Source organism: Chitinophaga rhizophila (assembly GCF_019492185.1).
GTDB lineage: Bacteria > Bacteroidota > Bacteroidia > Chitinophagales > Chitinophagaceae > Chitinophaga > Chitinophaga rhizophila.
This window is the reverse complement of sequence record NZ_JAICCF010000003.1, coordinates 944984-970230: the sequence shown is the minus strand read 5'-3', so window position 1 is coordinate 970230 and position 25247 is coordinate 944984. Positions and strand designations below refer to the sequence as shown.

Genomic DNA, 25247 nt, shown 5'->3' with positions numbered 1-25247 from the left:
TCAGATTTATGCAAGAAGAAAACAGCTCTTCGCTTTCTGACAATGGAGTAGAGAAAAAAGAGACAGGGAAAATTGCTAAGAAAAACGGCCAGCGCGTTGGATATTATTACATTATTACCAAAAGCTTGAAAGAAAGCAGGAAAAATGATGTAATGAGGTGTTTCTATATAAAAGGTCTGTTTAATATCGGTGCATGCGTCATTAAAGAGGGATGCCATGGTGAGAGCAAAGACAGCTATGGAAGAGATATAAAAGACAGGTTACTCTGGCAAAAGGAACTTCACCAGCAGCTTCAGGATAAAGTGCGCATTCCACGTTATATTGATAGCTTTGAAGAAAATGGCAACTATTACCTGGTTATTGAAAGAATCAAAGGCAGCTCCTTGTCGCAACTTTTGAAAAGAGACAAGGGGCAACTAAGAGAAGCTATACTCAATCGCAGCAAAACGGGAAAGAAATTCCTGGATTACCTGTTGAGAATTATAGATCTATTGGAAAAACTGCATAATGAACAGGTTGTTCATCGGGACGCTACCGCCAATAACTTCATGATTATGCCAGGTGGCAAACTGGCGTTGATAGATATGGAATTAAGCTATTCGATCAGCCGGCAACAACCTCAGCATCCTTATCAATTGGGTACACATGGATATATGTCACCTCAGCAATTACAAACGCTTCAACCAACCAAGCAGGAAGATATTTTTGCTCTTGGTGCCATAATAGCCCAGATATGGACATGTATATCCCCCAGTAAAATGAACGATACCTCTTTTGAAGATTTACAAAAGCGGCTCCATTTCTTTATACCTGACCGTAGCCTAGCGGATGTAGCTATAAAATGTATGCATCCACAGCCTGGCGAGCGGCCGAGCCTTCAAGTTATAAGGAACACAATAAGGCAGTATAAAAATACGTCGAAAGCATCAAACCGCGAGACATCTCCATCATATCACTATGACCCAAAGCAGATACACAATATTATTCAGGATGTAATTAATACACTTAGCACTGCTCTTCTTGCAGATCCAGAACAAGGATGGTTTACTGAATCGAAAAAAGGACCAGATATCGCTGATAAGAAGCAAATTAATAAGTCATGGTATGCAAGCTTTACGAGGGGGGCCGCAGGAGTGATACTTTTGTTAAGCAGAGCAAAAAGAATGGGATTTGATATTGACAAAAACTTACCATTTATAGAAAAGGGGATTGAGTTGATCTATAACAAATACATTCTTATTGATCACCCCAGTTCGTCACTTTATACAGGCGCGGCAGGCATAGCAGCTTCACTAACGGAAGCTAACAATAACATTACATTTGACAATGACTTAAAGGCAAAAATAAATAAGCTGTTAAGTACAGACAGCAATTTACAGCTAAATATAGCAAACGGTATATCAGGGATAGGAATCGGTGCTATTATGTGTTCTTCTCTTCGTGATAATCAAGAGCTAGACAAGCAATTATCCGAATACCTCAACCAGGTGCTCTCGGAACAACAAAAAGACGGTTCATGGCTATTCAACGGACAAAAGAACAAGAAAAAGGCTATCCCAGGATTCACAAAAGGGATTGCAGGTATTACGTATTTTCTGTTGTGCGTTTATGAACATTCAGGAAACAAGGCAGCTCTCAATGGGGCTGAAAAAGGACTACAATGGCTGATGAGAAAAGCAATTAGGGAGAAAGAGGCATACACATGGCGTTCCAGCACCGGTAAAGAGCTTTCTGCATTCCTGGAACATGGCCCCGTTGGAATTGCAATGGCCTTCATCAAAGGGTACGAGGTAACAGGAATTTCAGATTATAAGCATTATGCCACTGGCGCATTATTAAGTCAGCCAGGCCAAATAGTGAACGGTAATTTAAGTCATTCAAACGGACTTGCCGGGTTGGGAGAAGTTTACCTAGAGGCACATCAAATATTAGGTGATAATATCTGGTGGCAACGTGCAGATTGGATCGCCCAGCATATACTACATCTCAAAAATATTCATCCGCTACACGGTGCATATTGGATAACTCAACACGAACGTCAGCCGTTTGCTACTTTTGGAGCTGGGCTAGGCGGCGTTCTACATTTTCTAATAAGATATCTACACCCAGAAAAAGTGTCTTTTCCTATGCTTCCTCGTAAAGAAGTTAATTTGACGGCGTCACGTATTCGTTCAATACACAGCTATTCCAAATGAAAATATTAACTGCAGTAGACTCTATATTCTCGTTATTCCCTCAAAAGGTGGATATTATATTTATACATGCATTGTCAGATGCCATTTTGCAATATAATCCTAAAAAGGTCATACTCCCTGATTCGTTCGATCGGCCAACTCTCATTACCATCAATGGTAACAAATGGCGTGTGATGAAAGCTGAAGTGAGGGAAAGTACGAGCTACTTTGGAAAGAAACGGATCAAACTTTATATTATTGAGGCAGAACATTCCACAGCAGCGATCAAATACGCTGTACCCAGCCAGGCGACATGTCCGAAGCTGGTTCCGAATAGCTCCCCACTGGCTAACACTCAACTATTTAGTACTGATGCAGACAATTGGTTACAATTATCCTTCTATCCGCTTTATGATTTACCAAAAATTCAGGAAATGACAGACGAAGTACTCACCATTATAGATAATGCGAGGACTAATCCATTAGCAGGATATAATACCGTCTTAAACAGAGAACAACTCGAAGGCGGCAGTCTCCAGATCAATTTGAATAATTTCGTAAAATATCTTAGTAACCCCTCGCCCGGAAGTATTCAATGGGATAATAGCGGTTATATAGAAAATGGATTTGTGATATCTTCAGATAGTTATGTGTATTATGGTTCGTTGGACACTGAGGGTAAAATCAGACAGCTAGCACTTCAACAACTTGATTATGTAAATGACGAACTAGTCAATATTTTATCAGAGTATCAGTTAATATTGGTGGACTGGTGCACAGGTAGTATTATCAGTTAGCTTTTCCCAAACCAACCTGTTTTATACGGCTAAGCTTTCCTCTCATATTTAATCGATAAAAGCGATCTCGTTTGACAAATAAGGCTTCTGGATGTCCTTCTGAGTAATTACTACAAACATTGATAACCTTGTGATCAAAATATGATTCCAAGTCTTGTTCTGTCTTATTACCTGTTACAATAGTTTCAGCATCATAGAACTGTAGCGTCTCGTTGATTAATTCGATATTGGCAGAAGAACGGCTATACCCATAATTTACAAGGTTGTAGGGATCGATAAGCAATTTCTGCATCAAAGGGTTGAAAAAGTTTTCAAGCTGAGTATATCCTTGCTTACAGACAGCATTTATTTCGCGAATTGAAAGCTTCATCTCTAATATTTCGCGGGCTATACCTCCATGAATAAATAGGGTACTACCTATCTTTTCTACTATATTCTTAGTAAGTAGCCAACGTCTGATCTCACTGTTCCCGTCGTAGAGCGCAGTAGCTGCTCCTCTTGAAGCGCTTTTCCTCTTTGCATATAAGGGTTGTTTGCGACTCCACGGAGCATTAATGTTCATTAATTCGTGAGTACCCAATATGAAATGAACGGCCCCACCAGCCAACTCAGCTCTTTCCTCAAGAGAATATATAAACCATAGAAACTCCACTGATTCTTCCTGCTCTCGTATACAATTACCGAGTATTACGAGGTGATTATTACCAAAGTTCCAATTAAGACCTTCATCTAATACTTCACTTTTAATAAGCAGGTCTGAAAAGGTCTTAAAATGCCCATCAATACCAGAAATGACCAACAACTTTTTTGATTGCTTACATTCTGTAACTGCGTCATTCACTTGCTGATGCAATCTGAAAGAAAAATATTTCCTTTCATTTTCGGGGATTTGTAGTGCCACTCTAAAGCTCTGTCTCATAAAGATATATTTGAGAATTACAACTGATGGATGTTTATTCGATGTAATATCTGCTTGATCTCTGGTCGATCATTAGGGTCTGCAGACATACATTCCTTAATAAGCTTAGTAAATTCAGGAGCAACACCTATATTGAAAAGATTACCAATATCTCGCTGCTCATTGATACATTTAGGATGTTCCCCGGATAGTAAGTAAAATAGTAATGCTCCGCAGGAATATACATCCTCTTTTACGGATGGCTCCCTCAATTGTAGCTGCTCTGGAGCCTGGTACCCCGGACTTTTTACTAAAAATGGAGGATTAGGGTATTTATCTCTTAGTGACCAGGAAAGTTCAAAATCCAGTAGCACTGGCTCATCAGCTACAGTAATCATGAGATTATCATGTTTTATATCCCGGTGGACATAACCGTTATCATGAAGTAGAGCGATCTGTTTCAACACTTTAACAAAGTAATTAAGTATTATTTGTTTAGCATCTGAAGACAGAGTGTTCCACCCTCCCTTCTTGTAAACATTTTTTATCCTGTAATCCAGGCATTCTGCATTTATAAAAGATAATACCAGATAACTATCTCCGGAAATCTCAAAAAAGTCAATCGGTTTTGGTAGGCTTAATTTACCATGCAAATCTGACAGCACTCTTTTTTGCCATAGTAGGCGGTCGCGAATCGTGCGGCCATCGTAATCATCAACCATATTCAGGTTACCCTGTTTTATGATTAACTTCCTGCCTAAGTGCATCAGACTACGTACGCTATAAATGTTGCCCTTTGGCGATGATTTAATTGTTCTTACATTAAAATACAGCTTCCTCACAAAAGCTTTCTGAGGAATATATTTGAGTGGCTGCTTTATGCGCAGCTCTTCGAGCATAGGCATCTCGGCCGGGCGAGATAGTTGTTTATGCCTTTGCCCGTTCTTGTCTCTTATCAATTCATATTTGAAAACGAACACTGATTGACTAAGCTGCAATGCATCTCTGACAACTGGTCCTTTCAAATCAACTGTCAACGACACTATATGCTTTAATAATAGTATCAGATCATCATTATTATCTGTATAAAAAGTGAATATATGCCCTACCATCCGCCCTCCATACCCACCCATATTAGTGTAATGGTGAATTAAAGAATCTTTCACCATCACAAAAGGTACCCTTTGCGCACTCAGTACAGGTAGTATACGGTCCAACAGAGGCTTCATATGTAACTTCACAACACTGATAACTATAGCTATACCCCTCTTTCTAATCAACTTACCACATTCAAGCCACACACCTCTTGTTTTTACATCTAATTTGTACGCCAGAAGTTCCGTTTCATACGCGATAATATCTTCATATGGATTTAACGCAATCATGTGCACTACTAAAAAGATGTGGCTGAAAAGAAATTATTCAGATCCTTTTTCACTGTCATTGGGATACTGGAAACCATCTTGTAGGCCCTTCTATTATGAGTATAATAAATGGTCGGATTTTCATCGTATAGCTTAAGTACATGCGCATGATTGAGACTATCAAGAATTAGCCAGTTCCTATTAGTTGGCAACTCTGCATGTTCGTCATTAAAAAAGCTACCTATCAATTTAACTCCGCCGTTAGCAGAGATAATTATATATCTATTCTCTTTGATATCCGCAATGTGTTTAACTATGCTGTCAATCACCTTTGAACGGCAGCTCGGACAACTAGCTTGAACAGGTAAGATAAGGAAAGCCAACGAATCACTACGCCTCTCCTCTGGGACTGAGTAATGAGATATCTCCATGAGACTATTGAACAGAGAATCTTGTTGAGAAGCTGATGTTATTAAGGTTTCACTCGTAATTTCACTTCTCTTTATACCACAGGCTAGTAGCATTAGTGATATGCAAAAAATATTGGAGAATCTCATAAACTAACTATTTTTTTTATTTAGATCGAATCCTTCCGAGTGTAAGATAATTTTACAAAGTGTAAAGCATATTCGTCATTAAAATTAGTTCGCGCGTATATTTGGTCCTTTAAAAAGAAGACTGATGAGTAAGAAACATCTTCTGGTAAATCTCCTTCGCCAATAATCCTAAAGTTTTGATCCAGTATAACGAAAGAATACTTTCTTTTTATTCTATTCGATTCATAGGCAGAATCTGACATTCTTTGCTTAAATACTCGTAAATAGCGTTTATTAAACTGGTCATAATAAATTGGACCATATGCGTCTCTAATTGCGTATTGCTTAAACCCATTGTCTCGCTCTATTTCTATTTTTGGAACCGGGGTTAAAGTATCAGACTGCAATTGGCTTTTGGCCAAATAGGAATTATGATACTGTACAAAGTTGGTTTCATAAATATTTGTATCTGCGGGGAAACTAAAAACAAAATATCCCTTATCATTAACACAAAAATTTGCCTTAATGAAATGATCTCCTAGAATTTTGTCCTGGTATATTTGAGGGAATCGATATACTAACTCCTGACTTTTATCGATCGGATTAAAAGCATAAATTACTGGAGATTTTGATATTTGTTCAAAGGACAAGTCATCTATATGCGATCTGATACCTACATACAATCGCTTATTCATGATAACTGGCGGAGAAAAAATGTCAAAAAAAGCAGTACCTGCATTTGCATCATCATATTTTAGCTTTAATTTTATCCTCGCTGTTGTGTCTAGCAAGTAAACAGCCTCCTTGTTAGCAATATAAATACTATCAAAATTTTGAACAAAAACTGTTAACCCCTTCAACTCGGTTCTTTCAAAATATTTGTCCAATGCCATTTTCATCACCAAATTTTTGTGCTCCACATTATAGATGTTTATAGTTCGGGAGCGCGCATCTAAAAAGGAAATATACCCACGCCCATCCATCACGAAGGATGTTACTGATTTTACAGTATTAAAGGTTTTTAAATCCAATTGGAAAGTGAGTGTATCTCGTAACGGAAATAAAGTAACATTGCCATGTACTGGAGCAATGCGAATAAATGTACTTTCTGGAATATCAATTCGCTTGACTTTAATGCAGGCAATAAAAAAAATCACTATAGAAATGAATGTAATTAACTTTGAAATACCACTTTTCATGGACTATCGATTTTATTATTGAATACGCAACTATTCTTAATTACATATTCTTACCATTGTAGAACATCAAGCCATAACTTAATCATCCAATATTTACTGCAAGCCCCAAAATATAAAGCAAGAAAATTATCGTAACTAATAGAAAAATCCAGTTCCTACACTGTTCAATGGATATAGCATAGTGTATCCAGTTACTTGTCATTTTAAAAATGAGATAACAACTGGTGTTGCAGAAAATAAAAAAGACAATAAAATATGTGAAACACATTTCATTACTATCATAATTAATTCATTCTTTGATAACCAAGAGATCTAAGGAAATAGTTTCCCTCATAAAGAGACAAACTACTTCCTTAGACAGTCTGATCATTAATAGCTAAGAATTTCATTAATACTCTATTAACGACAAACAACAAACAATAAGTTTAGAATGTAGTTGTATTGTTTGCCGTCTGTGGAGTCTGTGCTATACTCTCAGCATCAGCGCCTGTACCAACAGTAGTCAATGTTCCTGCGGTAACATTACAAGCAGCTCCCACTGAACCAGTAACAGTACAGCTTATTGCGAGACCATTTGCTGTACTTTGAGTTAATGATCCTACAGAATCTCTTGCCTCAGTTTTATTAGGTAATACTGCAGCAGTAACGGCAGAGGCTCCCATCAGTACGATACCTAGTACTGACATTCTACGCCATGATATTTGTTTCATGTTAATCTATTTTGTGTGAATAATGATTTACAAATTGCTAATGGCCATTAACAACATTTCAAATTTAACATGCCAGAGTGCATGTTTTTTACACTCATGAAAATTCCTAAATACTATGTCGCACTTTATTAAAAGAAAAATCCAACATCTCGAATGATGTTGGATTTAAAGTCTGATATATACATTACTTCCCGGAAAAAACTTTTCGTTCCGAAAAACTAGATTTAAATAGATATCTCTTATCCCCTTTTTGATTAACCCGTAAATACTCAGATCCTTCTACGAGAAGCGCTTCGCTCTGGCCGTGTGCATGTCTCGTGTCTGTGTTGATTACTCTACCATTATAATGTGAGCTTACGGTATCATTCACGATTGTATGTCCTGTGATAATCTTATCTACATTCCATTTTGTAAGTATATTGGACAACTCATGATCCGTAGGGTGTTGAACATATATATTCACCGTATCCCCATGAATGGTCAGGTGTTTGTCTTTATCGTCATAATATAAACGAAACCAAAAAGGCGAATAATATGGGGAAAATATCATACGCGCGTATGTTCCTTTAGGCTGGATAACGTCAATATTTTCTCTAAATAAATTATTTACCTCTTCGATTGGCAATGGTACTGAATCTGTAAATTCTTTACCTATCCCTCCGTGAACGAACATAATGTTGCCAATTTTCTCCATTATATTCTTCGTTCTAAGCCACCTACCTAATTCACTATCTTTACTATATAGTTGCCTTTGACTTTTATTTAATATTGTACGATTTACGGCATATTTGACATGTGAATATCTATCATCACCACGAAGATTCATGATTTCGTGATTACCCAATATAAAGTGTACATATCCTCCCGCAGATTTTGCCTTTTGCTCAAGTGAGTAGATTAACCAAAGACATTCGGAAACCTGTTTACCTCTGTCAAACATATCTCCATTGAAAACCAAATGTCCATCTTCAAATATCCAATTATAATTCTGATCAATCACCCGATTAGCAATCAATAACTTTTTGAGTGCATCATATTCCCCTTCTATATCAGATAAGATAAGCATCTTTCCGGGTGTAGAGAATATGCAAGGTTCGTTCGGCAAAGAGTCTTTTATCCTCACAATAAACTTATCATTGATGCCAGGTTTCACTAAAATTTGTCTAGTCTTCCGAGATTGAATAGCGGTTTTTAAAATCTTATTTCCGACTACCACATATTCAAACGCCGAGTCGTTTTCATATAATAGATATGGTCCATCGTTCATATATCCCTTATAACTTTCCAAAATGTTAATTAGCGACTTTCCGCTATCTGATCGTGGATCCGGTTTAGGATGTGAGTTAATCATTTTACCCCATGGATCTAATAATAATAGCGACGGATATCCATGTATCCCGTAATTTCGTATCATCTCATTACTATCACCTTCGCCAGCAGTATAGAGGTTAAGACCAGAGCCCGTAGTATATTTAGCATTTCGTATACTTTCAAGCCATTTTGTTTTATCTCGATCAATCGAAACATTTACAAAAACAATATTAGAATCTAATTGAAACCGTTTTTCAATGGCCTTCATCGCCGGTACCATCTGCAGACAACCCTCACATCCAGTAAACCAAAAATCAAAAATTGAAACTTTTCCCTTGAAGTCTTCTTTAGTAAAAACTTTCCCATCTTTATTTACAAGTCTAAAATCAATTGCGCTCTTCTGATTTAACAATTCTCGCCTATTTAATTCGAATTGCTTTAACCATCTTTTGTATTCCGGATACCCTGGCTCTTTATAATAATTCGCTAAAACCTCTTCTGTTTCAGCCGTAAATCCTAAATCACTGATGAAATATTTTGTAATCAGCTCCTGAATGAACAGCTCCCTAACTTTATCCTTGAGCTTTGCCGTTCCTGAGCCGTAGTACAGAAGATGTCTTTTTGTCTTTGTATTAATAGACGCGTCATCGAAATCAAACGAGTATTTCCGGATTGCCTCAAACATAATAGGCTTCCAAGTACCAAATACTTCCCTTGAAATCATAGGATAGTATTTTGAAGCAACTGGAAAATATGTCGTATCATATATTTCACATATGTCCTTTTTAGGGATGTCAGCTTTTCGGGTACACATGGACAAAAAAGATCCGAACTTATCTGATCTGTCATCCAAGTTCTGATCTAAGAACTCCGCTTTAATACGACTATAAGCATAGTCAGATAATTTTCCCTTGAATGAATCAAATATTTTTAGTCCTTTTTCCAATTGATTATTTAGGTAATTATTCCATTCAAAATAATCATGTAAAGAGACGGTTATGATATCTTTCGGATTTGATGGTTTTTTTAAAAGAGATAGCACAGAATCAATTTGCAATGGCAAAATTATATTGTTAGACCCTTTTCCCGAGACTAAAATATGTCCATTAGTTTTACCAATTATAAAGACACTATCTCCGGGCTCGAGTATAGTTTTATGCTTAACTTTGGATTTGATGATATCGTCCAGTACTACGTAAATTGGCTCCTTTGCTTTTATTTCCCATTTGAGTAATCCTGACTCGCATTTGCCCGATAATACCCTCCAAGATCTATCCGATACATGCAGAACATCTACTGGTAAAACCTTGATAAAGGAAGATTGGAAACTACAATCCGACTCAGATTGATAAGTTACAGTAATGGAAGAATCCTGACGCAATATTCTCAATGTTGAAGAAGTCATTGCGGATAGAGGCGTACCAGATATATAAAAAAAAATCATTCCGACGATGATCATTGAAAGAAATCTCATACTCTATTATTTAACTTAATAACCATCATTTTGTGACATACTCGATAGTTGGACATCCTTTAACGGAATAGGAGCAATCGCCATATTACTCGGAAATGGTAAGGCCTTTGCATACTGAAAAATTGCATCCTCCCTAAAAACGCCCTGCTGATTTCTTTGCAAATCGAACATTCTTAGCCCTTCAAATGCTAATTCTTTTCTACGTTCCTTGTAAATCGAATCTAGTAGCGCCTTTCCCGATGCCTCTATATCCATAACATCAGGATTTGCGCGTTTTCTAATTGCGTTTAAATATTTCAAAGCAGTACTTCTATCTCCTAGTTTAGCAGCAGCTTCTGATACTGTGAGATACATTTCAGAGGAGCGTATAACTGGTGGATAGTAAGCACTTTTAGGATCATTTACAGCTGGATTTATTTCTGGAGCAGCGTCTTGAGGGAATTTTACGATCTGCCAATCTCCCTGATCATATTTAACCCATTTAGCTCTAACATCTGCCGGATTTTCGATAAGAATGTTAGCAATATCCTTTGTAGCTGAAAAACCCATGGAGAATCCATTAACCATAAACCCCAAAAACGAAAATGGGATATTCACAGTTCCATAAGGAGCTAGTTGATACAAAGTTTCTGTTTCAGACGATTTGACAGAATGAAATATTTTATCAGGGTATCCTTGCGCAATAGTCATTAGCGGGTAATTCGAGGCAACTTCCGCTGCAAGATTCAGGGCATTTGTAAAATCACCTTTGAAGAGATAAGTCCGAGCTAACAATGCCTTCGCCGCATAAACATTCATGACCTTAGGATCTGTGTTGGGATTAGTAAACAGCATTATAGAACGCTGGTAATCTTGAATAATGTTTTGATAAACATCAGACACCCCTAACCTAATAACAGGTTTAGAAATATCGTGGCTTGTTATATAGGGTATTCCCGGATGATTGCCCTCAGCACTAAAACTAATAGGCTGTGCAAATACATTGACAAGCTTAAAGTGCGTCAACGCTCTAATTGCATATGCTTGTCCTTTAATATCGTCAGCCAAATGGGGGTTTTCGCTCCGGTACCGATCTGTTTCGCTAATCACGAAACTACAAGCATTGGCAATCTGATAACCTACTTTCCATAACGAATTCATGGCTGTAGCTTCTAAACTCAGTCCGGGATAATCTACTCCATCGCCTAATTCTGCCTTTTGCGTCCAGGAATAATGAGTGGTTAAAAAGCATCCAAATTGCGCAACTGGTTTCATATTGTCTGCTACCACTTCAGGATAGGCTTGACTTGTTGACAGCTCAAAATTTACCGCATATCTAAAATAGATACCTCTCAGAAAATCTTGCATCGTGCTTAGGTCTTTAACATATGTCTGACGATATAATGATGTATTATCATCAATCTCCAAAAAGTCCTTTTTACACCCAAATAATAGCAGAAATGCTACAGTTAAGGATATCAACTTATTATATTTTATTAATGTTTTCATTAATTCGATAATTGTGATTTAGAATATTACATTCATGCCAAATGAGTATGTGCGCTGCAGAGGGTAACTGGACATTCCCTGCCCAAGTGCGCTGGTTAATTCTGGATCTTGACCAGAATATTTGCTTATTGTTGCCACGTTATGGCATTGAAGATAAAATCGTAACATTTGAACATCAAAACTTCTAATTAGCGACTCTCGAAGCTTATATGCTAACGTTAAGTTAGACAGTCTTATAAAGTCGCCATTAAATAAGTATCTTGTAGAAGTCATAGTGCCACCATCATCATTTCCTTGATATTGTCCAAATAGCAAACGCCTAGGGTTTGTAACAACATCACCATCTTTCTGCCAACGGTCTAAAGCATTTCGATCTTGATTTATGAAAGGATCAGTTCCATCATTGACAATATTATCTGTTTTAAAAATCTCAGCCCCGTACTGATAATAAATCATAGCAGAAAACTCTATCCCCTTGTAGGATACAGTATTGGTAATTGCACCAAATCCATCAGGCTGCGGCTTACCCACAAATTTTCTTGGTGCTGCATTGTAGTCACTTGTGACCTTACCCATTGAATCTACCCATTGAGGCTTCCCATCCATTCTGTTGACACCTCCCCAGACTGGCATGTAGAAAGAATTGTAGTTTTCTCCAGCACCATTTGAAATAATGGATCCACCAGCAACTCTCTCTAATTGGAAAAAGGATTTTGTTAGAACATTCTTATTTTTGCTCCAGTTTGCATTTACATTCCAAAAAAAGTCCTTACGCCTGATCATATCTATAGATACAGATAATTCAATCCCCTTATTACTCAAATCACCAATGTTACTTTGGATGTTTAGAAACCCAGTGGTTGTTGGAATATCAATACGACCAATCAATTTTGATGTAAACTTTCTATAAATATCTCCTGTAAAAGATATTCTATTATCAAATAATCGCATTTCTATTCCTATGTCCCAATTAAAAGTTTTTTCCCACTGAATATTTGGATTTCCTGGCGGCAACGAAGTATTCGGCATTACTGCTGGCGCATTTAAATACCTCAATAACATAACATTGTCATATCGCAAAGCATTACTTATAGCCGAAGAGTTGCCTGCAGATCCTAAACTTCCTCTTATTTTGAGATAGTTTAAGCGCATCGCTAGATTCTTCATAAATGGTTCATTAGTTACTATCCAACCTCCGGCTGCAGACCAGTGCGTTCCAAATCTTTTATTTGTTCCAAATAGTGACGATCCATCCGTGCGCAGGCTACCTGAAAGGAGGTACTTCTCGCTAAAATCATAATTAAGTTGGCCGAAATAAGAAAGTAAGGTTTGCTTACTAGAAAGTCCTCCAGCACTCCTTATAGTACCAATATTAGCTTGATCAGCTAATGGGTTTGATGTAATGTTCTCCCTTATCACAAAAATGTTCTTTTGCGTAAGTATCTGTGCTTCATGACCTATAAGAAAATTCAAATTATGTCGATCAGATATAGATGTATTATACCGGATAATATTAGTTGTGATAAAATTCGCATTTCTTATATCTCTTTCATTAATTCTCCCAATACCAGCATTAAGACTTGACGCAGCCAACTTCGGATGCACCTTCTCCTTCGCCTCGGTCAACATAAAATTCGTTCCAATATTCGACGTAAAGGAAACGTTCTTGATAGGATGAAAATCTATATACAGATTACTCACCCCACGATATGAAACATTCTTATTAATATTCAACTCTGCGGCCGCTAATGGATTTGGCGACATACTCGTCAGTGATGTCAAGTCCGACGGTGTTGCCAGTCCCCAGGAATAATTGTATATATACTCTCCTTTATCATCTCTTATTGCATTCAATGGAGATATGGCAGCTACCAAACGTTCAGACGCCCCCGGATAACTAAACTTCTGCGTACTATAAGACAATGTCGTATTCAACCCTACTTTCAACCACTTGGCTGGTAGATTCTCATAGTTGATTCGCAGTGACTTTCTATCATACCCTGTATTTTTCTCTACACCATCCTGCTTAGTATATTCCAGATTAACATAAAATGTACTCTTATCATTCCCTCCTGATAACGACAACTCATTAGATAAGGTCATTGCATTTTTGTTGAATAGCTCACGCTGCCAGTCAGGGGCCGGATAGAAACTAGTATCGCCGGGGGCATTTACTTTGTGCGGGAATTTGCTGATGAGGTCCGATTTGATTCGACTATCTGTCCAGTATGCAGGATCAGTGTTTCTATATGTTTCGTATAGTAGTTCAAGGTATTCCTGCTGATTCAACATTCGCGCTCCATTATTTAACCTGGACGCAAAGTCAGTCTGATGACGGAAGTTAAATCTGGTCTTACCAGCTTTTCCTCTTTTTGTGGTGATCAGGATAACACCATTACTCGCTTTAGAACCGTATAGTGCGATAGCGCCGGCGTCTTTTAAAACGCTGATAGATTCAATGTCCGAGGGATTCAATTGCGCCATGGGGTTATTAATACTTACTGTACTAGTACTAGCTTGCGCCTGGTCCTGCTGCACAGGAACACCGTCAATGATTATTAGCGGATTCCTCACCGTCGCACCGTTATCTATACTACCGCCTGTTGAAATACCACGTAATACGAAGTTGCCGAGTCCTCCGCCTGGTTGCCCGGTACCCTGCGTTACTAATAAACCTGGCACTAACCCCTGTAAACTCTTATCAAAACTCCTGTTCGGGAGATTCTGTATCTGCTCACCTTTTACTACTGTGATTGCGCCTGTAATAGATCTTTTATCCATTTTACCATAGGCCGTCACTACCTGCTCATTCAGACTGTTATCTCCTGGTTTCAATCTTACTTTCAGGTTAGCCTTTCCTGCTACTGGTACTTCTGCCATATCAAAGCCGGTAAAGCTGATCTGCAGGATGTCCTTTTCACCGGAGTGGTGTAAGACAAAAGCGCCGTTCTCCTGAGTGGATGTTCCCCGCATACTCCCTTTCACACGGACCGTCGCTCCGGGCAATGGCTGCCCTTTTTCATCTGTCACTATACCGCTGATGCTTTTCATCATGACGGTATCTTTAGGCGATGGCTTGATGGATTTAATGTAGATCTTGTCTTTATTCCCTTTGACGTACTCATAGGTCAGCCCTATAGGCGGCAATACTTCGCCCAGCGCCTCTTCAACAGGGGTCGCTACAAATTTTACACCTACCAGCTGATCAGTATTAAGGTCTCCAAAGAATAGTAAAACGCCGGTCTGCTTCTCAATGATATTAAAGACATCACCCAGTGAAATCCTGCTGCTTGTCAGCGTCACATTTCTACCTGGTTGCGCACTCTTCTGCGCAAAAGAATAAATACAGGGAAGTAATAGCCAAAGCATAGCCATTATGCTACGCCGCGCGCAGCAGTGAGTAAAATTTCGATGCATAAGGACAAGACTAAATGGTTAGTTAATGACAGTCACCTGACACCTTGAATTAGCTGTAATGAATTTAGAATTTAGCTAGACAGACATCGTTATGCCTTTCATACCTTAAGAGTAGAAGTAGCAGAATATGGGTGATTGCTTTATTGAAAAAAAATGTACCCGTCACTCACCCGTCCCGTCAACCCCAATAAAAACGGGCATTTCAGGCTATGTTAACTCATTATTAAGAAAAAGTTCGGGGGAAACTGCGTAAATTAATGGTAGATACCACACAACTCACAACAATAAATTAATAGGAAAAACTATGATTTCAACTTAAAGGTCCATAAGTTTACACGTGCTTTTCATCTACAATCATTCATACCTGAATCTATCAGCATGCACACCGACGTGAATGACGATCTGCTGCTACAAGAACTGAAATCCGGAGACATAAAGGCTTACAAAACCATGTACATGCGTTTTGAGAAATTGCTTTTATTTGAAGCAAGCCGGCTTTTAGGGAATATCGAAGAAGCAAAAGATGTAGTACAGGACTTCTTCATCGACTTCTTCGAGAAAAAGAGATACAACAGCATCCACACCAACCTGAAAGGTTACCTGTATATCTCCATCCGGTACAATTGCATGCTCATCCTCAAAAGACAGAAGAGCCTGCAAAAATCTCAACAGGAATACTACTCCTCACAGGAAGAACCTACCGTTCACCTGGAAGAAGAACAAGAATCAACCGTAAGTGATTACATAGATAATAAAGTGAACGAACTACTTAAATACATGCCGGCACAAAGAAGCAAAGCATTCCAACTCTACGTCCTGCAAGGCCTGAAGAGAAAAGAAGTAGCCAACATCATGGGCCTTAGCGATAACACCGTCAAAACACACCTTGCCACAGCAATTAAAACACTGCGCGAGAAATTGTCATAATAAACATATAATTATATCACCCATTTTCAGGGCTCGATACTCTTATACTTGAATTAATAATACTTCATGGAATTAGATAGGGATCATATTCATCAACTGATGAATGAAAAGGTGATGGGGGTTATTAACGCAACAGATGAGCAACTCCTTCAAAATGCATTACAAGAGTATCCGGAATTACAAGCCGAATTCGAACAGCTTCAGCAGGAATACGCCATTTGGGCCCAACAACCCTCTATTCAGGAACTTAACAGTGAAGCTGCCTTCGCCTACATCGAAGATGAACTGCAACACAGAAAATCACAGAAGAGAAAAAGACTGACCATCAGTATGCTGCTCGTAGCAGCTACAATCCTTGCGCTCATTATCTTTATCTATCCACTCACCACTACACAGCAAAAACATACGCCGGCATCTCCCGTGCTGGCCAAGAATACCCTGCAACTTAAACTGTCCAATGGCGATGTCATCGACCTCTCCACCAGGAAAGATAGTATCACCATTAACAACAACACGCAACTTAATAACACCAACAACGCCCTCACGTATACCGCTAAAGACAATGCCACCACCACCCAACAGCTCAACAGCCTATGGGTCCCCCCCGGTATGGATTACCATATCACACTGTCCGACGGCACCATCGTCTTCCTGAATAGCGCCACTACCCTCAAATTCCCTTTCCAGTTTACCGGCCATTCCCGCGAAATTACCATCCATGGCGAAGCCTACCTACAGGTTGCCAAAGACCCAAACCGCCCCTTTATCCTCCACACCCCGCAAGGCGCAGTACAGGTGCTGGGTACCACCTTTAACGTCAATTCCTACGACTCCGGACGCGTCAAAGTCTCCCTCGTAGATGGCGCTGTCTCCTTCGCCACCCCCGAAAAACAAACACTGCTCAAACCCGGACAAGCACTTACCTATATTCAAGATAAGAGCACAACACTCACTGCTTTAAATGAAAATGAACTCCTCTGGATCAAAGGAAGATACAAACTGGATAATACGCCTATGACCGAAATAACCAAAGTTCTTCCCCGCTGGTACGGCGTACAGGTGGTCATCGACAACCCCCAAACCGCCGCCAAACGCTTCACAGGCACCATCCTGAAAGCAGAACCTATACAGGAATTTCTGGATGCTATCAAACTTACAACCGGCGCTGATTCCTACTACAAAGACGGTATCCTGCACATCCGATAAAGACGGCTCTAAAAGAAATCCGTACTTTTGCCCCGATGCAAAAATACGCCTCCTTACTCTCCGCCTTTAAAATCGATGCGCTCAATGAGATGCAGCTCGCTTCCATTGATGCCAATCAAAAGGCTGATAACGTCATTCTCCTCTCTAATACCGGCTCAGGTAAGACACTTGGCTTCCTGATCCCTGTCCTGGAGCAACTAGACAAAAATACACCTGGTACCCAGGCCCTGGTCATAGCACCCTCCCGTGAACTGGCCATGCAGATAGAAAAAGTCTGGAAACTCATGACCACCGGGTTCAAAGTAACCTGCTGCTATGGCGGACACCTCCGTGAAACAGAAGAAAACAACCTCCTGGAAGCACCTGCCCTTATTATCGGTACTCCCGGCAGACTAGGTGACCATATCCGCAGAGAAAATATTAAAACTGCTGGTATTAAACTCCTGGTGCTGGATGAATTTGATAAATCATTGGAACTAGGCTTCCATGACGAAATACAATTTATCATCGATTCACTGCCTGACCTCCGCAAAAGGATACTTACCTCCGCTACCGAATCTGTCGATATCCCCCACTTCGTAGGTATCGCAGATCCTATCAGACTTAACTTCCTCACAGAAGAAAAGCCCGAAGCGCTGGCCATCAAATACGTCGAAAGCGAAGACAAAGACAAGCTGGATACGCTCTTCAGACTCATCTGCTACCTCGGTAATCGTTCTACTATCGTATTCTGTAACCATCGTGAAGCTGTAGAACGCACCAACTCCTTCCTGAAAGATAGCGGACTCACCAGCGTGTTCTACCATGGAGCCATGGAACAACGCGACCGGGACGCTGCGCTATGCAAGTTCAGAAACGGTACCAGCAATATCCTCGTCACAACTGACCTGGCGGCCCGCGGACTCGATATTCCGAACATCAGGTACATTGTTCACTATCACCTGCCGCATACAGAAGATGTCTATACCCACCGCAATGGCCGTACAGCCAGAATGGACGCCAGTGGTACCGCCATCCTCCTCATTGGCCCGGATGAAAAAATGCCTAACTATGTCCAGGAAGATCCGGAACTGATTACCCTGGAAGACAAATACGAACTGCCGGAAAAACCTAAATGGACCACCTTCTTCATCGGTGCAGGTAAAAAAGATAAGGTTAATAAAATCGATATCGTCGGCTTCCTCACCAACAAAGGACAGCTGAAAAAAGAAGATGTCGGCCTCATCGAAGTGAAAGACTTCTTCTCCTTCGTTGCTGTCAGGAAAAGCAGAGCTGCTCACACACTCTCCCTCATACAGAACGAAAAAATAAAGAACAAGAAAGTAAAGATTGATGTAGCTAAGTAGAACAGTTATGCGGATATTCGGTTAATAGAATATGCGCAGTAAAATTTCACTTTATATTATGGCTGCCTTTTATGTGATGGCAGGCATTAATCACTTCATCAATCCGGATATTTATACTGGTATTATGCCCCCCTGGGTGCCCTTTCATACCGAACTGGTATACATCAGTGGCGGTGTGGAAGTGGCAGGAGGGTTATTACTGCTGCCATCCACGACCCGTAACATAGGCGCATGGATGCTGATAGGCTTACTCCTGGCTGTCTTCCCTGCTAACATCCAGATGGCTATTAACTACTATGAAGTCGGCCACTCTATGTTCTGGCTGACATTGGTTCGCCTCCCCTTCCAACTCCTGCTGATCTGGTGGGCCTGGAAGTTTACCAAATAAAAATCCGGCCACCCCTTCACAGAAATGGCCGGACTATATCTACATGCTACTGTTTACTTCGCAATCCACATCAGCGTATTCATATCATCCACTCCCTGACGGTCTACTGCCGCCTTCCTGCTTGCTCCATTCAATGACTGCTCCTTCTGCGGATAGATAAATCTCACAGGTACCCGGTCGTTATTCAGATTGGACGGGCCCGGCACTATCGCCGGCATTCGCGTACGTCTCCAGTCAAACCAGGCTTCCAACCCGTTAAAATAATACGCCACCCACTTCTGTAAAGCAATTTTTCCCAGCTTGTCAGCCTGGCCTCCTGTATAGGCTACGCCGCTCTGACTCAGGTAGTTAGCCGGCATCGTCACGTCTATACCATATTGAGGCGGTACAATACTCTTCCAGTACTCGAAATTGGCGGTTATACCATTGTTGTAGTAAGTTGCTGCATCTCCTGTAGTAATCATATTCCGCTCCCTGGCTTCTGCCAGTATAAACTGTAACTCTGCATAGGTCATCAGCAAAGCTCTCGGCGCTGCCGGATCCGGCGCTGCCTGTCCGGCGTCATTACATACCAGGCAGGCAAATGTATAACCTACTCTTGATACACCCTGTACACCGCCATTATACGCTAGTGCATTCACATCACTCAGCCCGTTTGGAATACCCTCAATTTTTGGTGTACCTGCAGTAACAGACCGCTGAGAAGGACGACCAAACACTTTTAAACGGGGATCTCCCAGTGCTGTCAGACGGTCGCTTAAGGTCTTACTAACCCTGAACTCATCAAATGAACCGACACGTGCCCCATATAATGGCCACTGATTTGGTGCTGAAGAAAAATACTCCAGCTCAGCATTATCCTCATTACGCTCGAAAATCGGGTAGGTTGCCGGATTAGATAATATCTCAGTCATCTCAGCGCCTACATCTTTCCGTTTGGATAAACGCATCAGGTAGCGCAGCCTCAGCGAGTTAGCCAGTTTACGCCATTTCAATAGGGCATTGGCACCACCGCCATACAGAATATCCCCATTAAGGTTGGAGCCGCTGATAGCCAGAAAGCTGTTTGCCCGCTTCAGATCAGCCAGCACACCTGCATATATCTCTTCCTGTGTATCGTATTTAGGCTGGTATTTGCCTTCCAGTTTCGCCTTGCCAGCTTCTGAATACGGAATATCTCCGTAAGTATCTGTGGCAACGGCAAACATCCAGGACTTTAAAATAAGCGATACGCCCAGGTAAGGATTGGTAGAGTCTGTACCTACTGCGTTAAAAAGATTCTGCAGATTACGGTAGTTGCTATATACCTCATCCCATACACTATTCTGCTCTCCCCAGAGATAACGGTCCTCGTTCACAAACTGGATCTTGGCATGATGCTGCACCACGATATTACCAATTCCCCAGGCTGTATTCACCTGAGCATTCATCATATTCCTGATTACCCCGCTCAGCAGCAGGTCAGGTGTTACCGTGGTGGGATTATTCTCATTTGTGTTAACCTCGCTGAAGTCACGCGCACAGGATGATAAAAGGCCGGCTATTAAAAATATCTTTAAGAATTTCATACTTGTCTTTTTAAGGGTGATCATAATTTGAAGCTCAGGTTCACACCATAACTACGGCTGCTCGGTAAACTCATATACTCAATACCAGGCAGCGCTGTACCTCCGGCATAAGACATTACTTCCGGATCTACGTGAGGCACATTGTCCCACAGTAACAGATTACGGCCCACCAGTGATATGTTCATTCCTTTGATCAGCCCCTTCTTAAATGCTCCTGGGAATGTATACCCGATCTGAAGTTCACGTAGCTTCACAAAAGAAGCGTCGTACATAACTCCTTCGGCAATATTACGGCCGCCGGTCCAGGCACTGTGCCATTCGCGTACCGCTACCTTGGTCGTATTGGTGGCAAACTTGCCATCTGCCTGCTGCACTACGCCATTGCCAACTACACCATTACCAGGTTTGCTCATATCATATCCGTCAGCACGGCCCTCAAGGGTTTCCTTGATAATACCGCCTTCACGGCCCACTGTCTGCGTCAGGGAATACAGTTTACCTCCCTGACGGATGTCAAACAGGCAGCTCAGACGAATACCCTTATAAGTGAAGGTATTACCCACTCCCATCAGCCAGTCCGGATTGTAGTTACCCAGCTTGATTCTCTCAGTAGTAGCTACCGGACGACCATTCGCTGCGAATACCATCTGACCGGTATATTCGCCTGTTGCGTCATAATAAGGTGCATTAGGATCGCTGTTCTGCACACGGGCGAAACCAATACCATACATATCTCCCATACGCTCTCCTACTCTTGCCTCTATGGATACGCTTCTATCTGCTACCACATAGTTGGTCAAACCATCACGCAACTCAAGCACTTTGCTACGGTTATGCGAGAAGTTAACATAGGCATCCCAGGCAAAAGACTTCGTTTTGATCGGGGTGACATTCAGCATCACCTCAATACCATGGTTACGTATAGCGCCCGCATTGATCACACGGCTGGTATACCCGCTGGTATTAGATAAAGGGATATTCAGGATCTGGTTTTTAGTATTTCCCTGGTAGTAGGTCACGTCCAGGCCCACCCGGTTTTGCCAGAAACGCAGATCTGCTCCAAATTCAAATGCTGTACTGATCTCTGGTTTCAGGTTCAGATTGGATAAACGGTCAGTCTCTTCATATACCTGAGAGCCGCCGAACGGGTTTGTACTAAAATAGGTCTGGGTATACGCAAAAGGATCTGTGTCATTTCCCACCTGCGCAAAACTTCCTCGTAATTTGGCAAAACTGATCACCGACGGCAACTTGACCATATCACTGATAATCGCACTCAGTGCAACTGAAGAGTAGAAATAGGAATTTTGCTCTGTTCCGAAAGCCTTCAGATCCTCCGGCAATGTCAGGGCACTGCTCCAGTCGTTACGACCGGTTACATCCAGAAACAGCTTATTCTTGTAAGATACGCCTGCTGAACCGTAGAAGCTGTTGATACGTTTGGCAACATTGTTCTGACCGGACACCAGGGGTATTCTTGAATTGGTAAGACGGTATACGCCGGGAACATTCAACTGACCGGCCGTACCTTCTGTGAAGCGGGACGTCTGTCTCATCTGGTTACCACCCAGTGTAGCATTAAACGAGAAATTAGAATTGATCTCTTTATCTGCTGCGAATAAGAAGTCAGTATTGCGTTCTTCATTGATGATATTCACCTCACGATATTCGCCGAAGGGGAAACGCTGGGTACTGAAAGCCCTACGGTACTCACGACGCTCGCTGCTCCAGTCTGTCGCTGTACGTACCTGCAGATTGAGCCAGCTGGCAAGATCATATCTTAAAATGACGTTTCCGATCAGGCGATCGTAGTACTGACCATTGGTATTCTCATACACCGTCATGTAAGGATTATCATGGTAATTATAGTTCCAGTTATACTGTTGCCTGTCTTCCAGGCCACGCTGCCACAGGCGCTTCAGGTCACTGACTCTTACCGAAGCAGGCAGCCAGCAGTTAAACAGGTACATAATGCTCTCAGTACCGTAGCTGATAGAAGGACGGTTGTCGCTTTCGCTTTTAATATAGCTGGCAAACGCTCTTGCACTGAACTTCGGTGTAAGATGATAGCCGGCAGAGAAACTGGTAGTATTTCTTTTCAGATCTGTATTCGGTACGATACCTGTCTGGTTAAGGTTAGTATAGCTCAAACGAAAATCGCCGTGATCATTCCCTCCTACCAGGGCAACGTTATTGGTAAATGTCCGGCCTGTCTCCAGGAAGTCCTTCAGGTTATTATTATCCGGCTCCCAGGCGGTGGGGGTAATTACGCTACCTGCGGGTGCATTCATATCTCCCCCTGTGAACGGAATGGCCTCGCCGTTAAGCGTACGTGGTGAGTTGAACTGTGGATAGAGTTGTCCGCGGAAAGCTGGTCCCCATCCTTCATCGGTACCGTCAGCCATACCTGCACCGCCGCCATTGACGAAGGCAAAGTCACCACCGCTGGCATTTCCCTGTCCGTATACCTTCTGGTACTCGGGCAGTTTCAGCGCTGATTCCAGTGTCAGGTTACTATTAACTTCCACACCTATTCCTTTCTGCTTACGCCCGGATTTTGTTTTGATCATCACCACCCCGTTAGCAGCACGGGAACCATACAAGGCTGCTGCTGCTGCACCTTTGAGTACGTTCATGCTTTCAATATCATCCGGGTTAATGAAGCTTGCGCCGTTGCCAAAGTCTACTTCCATGTTGTTACTACCAGATCCGCCGTTGATAGCATTGCTGATAGGCACACCATCCACTACATACAAGGGCTGGTTTTTATTAAGGTCAACAGATCGTTCTCCACGGATAGATACCCTTGCAGATCCACCTACGCCCGATGGGCTTCCGATTACGGTTACACCTGCTACCTTACCGGCCAGCTGATTCACGACGTTAGACTCTCTTGCAACAGTCAGGTCTTCCCCTTTCACTTCCTGCAAGGCATACCCTAATTTTTTACGTTCTTTTTTAATACCGAGTGCGGTAACAACGACTTCACCCAATCCCCTGGTATCAACGGCCAGCACGATATTGCCTGCCTGCGCAGCGCTGATCTCCTGTGTGGTAAAGCCAATACTGCTGATGATCAGCAGATCATTGTTGCCGGCCTGAATAGTGAAGTTGCCGGCATTATCTGTAATGGTTTTCTTTGATGCCCCTTTTACCTGGATAGTGGCACCAGGCAACGGCTGTTTATCATCCCCCGATATCACTTTCCCGCTAATAGCCTGCTGGGCCATCACGCTCAGGGAAAACAAGAGAAAAAACATGCCTGCAGACAAAGATAGAAGGCATAGACGAGCTTTACGCATAGCAGAATACAAGTTTTTAATGGTTGACTAATTCTGCTGCGAAGGTTACAAACGTATTTTACCTCTGTTTTAACAAGACATTAACAATCAGTTAAATAAATCCTTTTTCGAGTGCCAGGAAAGCCTCTCTAGGATTTAAATTTTGCCATAATATAGTGTAAACTGCCTGGGCAACCGGCATGTAAGCACCTACTTCCATGTTCATTTCAAATAAACATTTACTGGCGTAATAGCCCTCTGCAATCATATTTAGCTCCAGCTGAGCAGCCTTCACAGAATATCCTTTGCCGATCATATTACCGAAAGTACGGTTACGGCTATGCAGTGAATAACAGGTTACCAGCAGATCGCCCAGGTAGGCGCTGGCATTATAATTATGTGTACCTGCTTCTGTATGATCTTTACCATATGCTTCCAGGAAATGCTGCATTTCTCTGAAACAATTGGTGATGTATACACTGATGAAGTTATCCCCATACTCCAGGCCGTGCGCAATACCCGCTCCCAGCGCATATATATTCTTCAGAACTGCCGCCAGCTGTACGCCAATAACATCACGATTAACAATCGTTTGTAAGTAACTGTTGGTGAACATATCTGCAATAGACTGAGCAGACGTCTCCTGCAAGCCGGAAAATGTCAGGTAAGAAAGCTTCTCGTTGGCTACTTCTTCCGCATGACAAGGACCAGTAATTGCATAATACTGCTCCAGCGGCAGGTCAAATATTTCAGCCAGATAGTCATTTATCAGCAGATTACTACCCGGAACAAGGCCTTTCACTGCATTCACTACCTTCTTTCCTTTCAAAGACTCAGGCGATAACTGCAACATAACGTCCTCCAGGAAAGCAGACGGTACCGCTATCACCAGTATATCACTTGCGGCCACCACTTCTTCCAGGTTGCTGCTCAACTTCACCAGATTCGTATCGAAATACACCGAAGTAAGATAGTGCCTGTTATGATGACGCAGCTGCATATAACGGATTGTATCCTCATTTCTGATCCACCAAGAGATCTGATGACCATTATCCGTTAAAATCTTGGCCAACGCTGTTGCCCAACTGCCGCTACCGATGATACCTGCTTTCACTTATCTGTCTTTTTTCCGCAAAGTAAGGAATTTAGCGTCTAATATTACC

At 41.4% G+C, this 25247-nt stretch carries 16 protein-coding genes; 6 read left to right on the top strand and 10 right to left on the bottom strand.

Annotation, left to right across the window (positions count from 1 at the left end; translation table 11 throughout):
- The first annotated feature begins 8 nt into the window (after positions 1-8).
- A complete protein-coding gene (locus tag K1Y79_RS18490) occupies positions 9-2195 on the top strand; it encodes a lanthionine synthetase LanC family protein (protein ID WP_220251644.1) in 2187 nt (728 codons plus the stop codon).
- Entirely contained in the window at positions 2192-2971 is a 780-nt protein-coding gene (locus K1Y79_RS18485; RefSeq protein WP_220251643.1) for a hypothetical protein, read from the top strand. Before K1Y79_RS18490 ends, K1Y79_RS18485 begins: the two co-directional genes overlap by 4 nt.
- On the opposite strand, the gene K1Y79_RS18480 is transcribed toward K1Y79_RS18485, so the two are convergent.
- From K1Y79_RS18480 to K1Y79_RS18450, 7 genes are all read right to left on the bottom strand, one after another.
- A complete protein-coding gene (locus tag K1Y79_RS18480) occupies positions 2964-3890 on the bottom strand; it encodes a metallophosphoesterase family protein (RefSeq protein WP_220251642.1) in 927 nt (308 codons plus the stop codon). The two genes, K1Y79_RS18485 and K1Y79_RS18480, sit on opposite strands and share 8 nt — an antisense overlap.
- Positions 3891-3907: 17 nt before the next feature.
- Positions 3908-5254 carry a serine/threonine protein kinase gene (locus K1Y79_RS18475; RefSeq protein ID WP_220251641.1) on the bottom strand — a complete coding sequence of 449 codons (1347 nt, stop codon included), beginning with the start codon at positions 5252-5254 and terminating at the stop codon, positions 3908-3910.
- Between the two features lie 556 nt (positions 5255-5810).
- Positions 5811-6968 carry a DUF4221 family protein gene (locus K1Y79_RS18470; protein WP_220251640.1) on the bottom strand — a complete coding sequence of 386 codons (1158 nt, stop codon included), beginning with the start codon at positions 6966-6968 and terminating at the stop codon, positions 5811-5813.
- Positions 6969-7393: 425 nt separating this feature from the next.
- A complete protein-coding gene (locus K1Y79_RS18465; protein ID WP_220251639.1) occupies positions 7394-7678 on the bottom strand; it encodes a hypothetical protein in 285 nt (94 codons plus the stop codon).
- 184 nt (positions 7679-7862) lie between these two features.
- On the bottom strand, positions 7863-10463 hold the full coding sequence (locus tag K1Y79_RS18460) for a thioredoxin-like domain-containing protein (protein WP_220251638.1): 2601 nt from the start codon (positions 10461-10463) through the stop codon (positions 7863-7865).
- Positions 10464-10478: 15 nt separating this feature from the next.
- Positions 10479-11951 carry a RagB/SusD family nutrient uptake outer membrane protein gene (locus K1Y79_RS18455; protein WP_220251637.1) on the bottom strand — a complete coding sequence of 491 codons (1473 nt, stop codon included), beginning with the start codon at positions 11949-11951 and terminating at the stop codon, positions 10479-10481.
- A gap of 18 nt (positions 11952-11969) precedes the next feature.
- On the bottom strand, positions 11970-15320 hold the full coding sequence (locus K1Y79_RS18450; protein WP_220251636.1) for a SusC/RagA family TonB-linked outer membrane protein: 3351 nt from the start codon (positions 15318-15320) through the stop codon (positions 11970-11972).
- 426 nt (positions 15321-15746) lie between these two features.
- On the opposite strand from K1Y79_RS18450, the gene K1Y79_RS18445 reads away from it, so the two are divergent.
- From K1Y79_RS18445 to K1Y79_RS18430, 4 genes are all read left to right on the top strand, one after another.
- Positions 15747-16295, top strand: a complete 549-nt coding sequence (locus tag K1Y79_RS18445) for an RNA polymerase sigma factor (protein ID WP_220251635.1) — start codon at positions 15747-15749, stop codon at positions 16293-16295.
- Positions 16296-16361: 66 nt separating this feature from the next.
- The gene (locus K1Y79_RS18440) at positions 16362-17501 is read left to right on the top strand and encodes a FecR domain-containing protein (RefSeq protein WP_220251634.1); all 1140 of its coding nucleotides are present in this window, start codon (positions 16362-16364) and stop codon (positions 17499-17501) included.
- Between the two features lie 35 nt (positions 17502-17536).
- Positions 17537-18847, top strand: a complete 1311-nt coding sequence (locus tag K1Y79_RS18435) for a DEAD/DEAH box helicase (RefSeq protein WP_220251633.1) — start codon at positions 17537-17539, stop codon at positions 18845-18847.
- A 58-nt stretch (positions 18848-18905) separates the two neighbouring features.
- Complete coding sequence (locus K1Y79_RS18430; protein ID WP_236059693.1) at positions 18906-19235, top strand: DoxX family protein; 330 nt, start codon at positions 18906-18908, stop codon at positions 19233-19235.
- A gap of 53 nt (positions 19236-19288) precedes the next feature.
- Here K1Y79_RS18430 and K1Y79_RS18425 read toward each other — a convergent pair whose 3' ends face one another.
- The 3 genes from K1Y79_RS18425 to K1Y79_RS18415 all read right to left on the bottom strand — a co-directional run bounded on the left by K1Y79_RS18425 (position 19289) and on the right by K1Y79_RS18415 (position 25198).
- Positions 19289-20803: a SusD/RagB family nutrient-binding outer membrane lipoprotein gene (locus K1Y79_RS18425; RefSeq protein ID WP_220251631.1), complete on the bottom strand. Its 1515-nt coding sequence runs from the start codon at positions 20801-20803 to the stop codon at positions 19289-19291.
- A gap of 20 nt (positions 20804-20823) precedes the next feature.
- Positions 20824-24105 carry a SusC/RagA family TonB-linked outer membrane protein gene (locus K1Y79_RS18420; RefSeq protein WP_220251630.1) on the bottom strand — a complete coding sequence of 1094 codons (3282 nt, stop codon included), beginning with the start codon at positions 24103-24105 and terminating at the stop codon, positions 20824-20826.
- A gap of 91 nt (positions 24106-24196) precedes the next feature.
- The gene (locus K1Y79_RS18415; protein WP_220251629.1) at positions 24197-25198 is read right to left on the bottom strand and encodes an NAD(P)H-dependent glycerol-3-phosphate dehydrogenase; all 1002 of its coding nucleotides are present in this window, start codon (positions 25196-25198) and stop codon (positions 24197-24199) included.
- Between the last annotated feature and the right edge of the window lie 49 nt (positions 25199-25247).

Coding starts and splice junctions, on each gene's coding strand:
- K1Y79_RS18430 (WP_236059693.1), top strand. CDS start 18,906: ATGGCTGCCTTTTATGTGATGGCAGGCATTAATCACTTCATCAATCCG.
- K1Y79_RS18475 (WP_220251641.1), bottom strand. CDS start 5,254: ATGATTGCGTTAAATCCATATGAAGATATTATCGCGTATGAAACGGAA.
- K1Y79_RS18435 (WP_220251633.1), top strand. CDS start 17,537: ATGCAAAAATACGCCTCCTTACTCTCCGCCTTTAAAATCGATGCGCTC.
- K1Y79_RS18480 (WP_220251642.1), bottom strand. CDS start 3,890: ATGAGACAGAGCTTTAGAGTGGCACTACAAATCCCCGAAAATGAAAGG.
- K1Y79_RS18445 (WP_220251635.1), top strand. CDS start 15,747: ATGCACACCGACGTGAATGACGATCTGCTGCTACAAGAACTGAAATCC.
- K1Y79_RS18485 (WP_220251643.1), top strand. CDS start 2,192: ATGAAAATATTAACTGCAGTAGACTCTATATTCTCGTTATTCCCTCAA.
- K1Y79_RS18440 (WP_220251634.1), top strand. CDS start 16,362: ATGGAATTAGATAGGGATCATATTCATCAACTGATGAATGAAAAGGTG.
- K1Y79_RS18455 (WP_220251637.1), bottom strand. CDS start 11,951: ATGAAAACATTAATAAAATATAATAAGTTGATATCCTTAACTGTAGCA.
- K1Y79_RS18450 (WP_220251636.1), bottom strand. CDS start 15,320: ATGCTTTGGCTATTACTTCCCTGTATTTATTCTTTTGCGCAGAAGAGT.
- K1Y79_RS18470 (WP_220251640.1), bottom strand. CDS start 6,968: ATGAAAAGTGGTATTTCAAAGTTAATTACATTCATTTCTATAGTGATT.
- K1Y79_RS18490 (WP_220251644.1), top strand. CDS start 9: ATGCAAGAAGAAAACAGCTCTTCGCTTTCTGACAATGGAGTAGAGAAA.
- K1Y79_RS18425 (WP_220251631.1), bottom strand. CDS start 20,803: ATGAAATTCTTAAAGATATTTTTAATAGCCGGCCTTTTATCATCCTGT.
- K1Y79_RS18465 (WP_220251639.1), bottom strand. CDS start 7,678: ATGAAACAAATATCATGGCGTAGAATGTCAGTACTAGGTATCGTACTG.
- K1Y79_RS18460 (WP_220251638.1), bottom strand. CDS start 10,463: ATGAGATTTCTTTCAATGATCATCGTCGGAATGATTTTTTTTTATATA.
- K1Y79_RS18420 (WP_220251630.1), bottom strand. CDS start 24,105: ATGCGTAAAGCTCGTCTATGCCTTCTATCTTTGTCTGCAGGCATGTTT.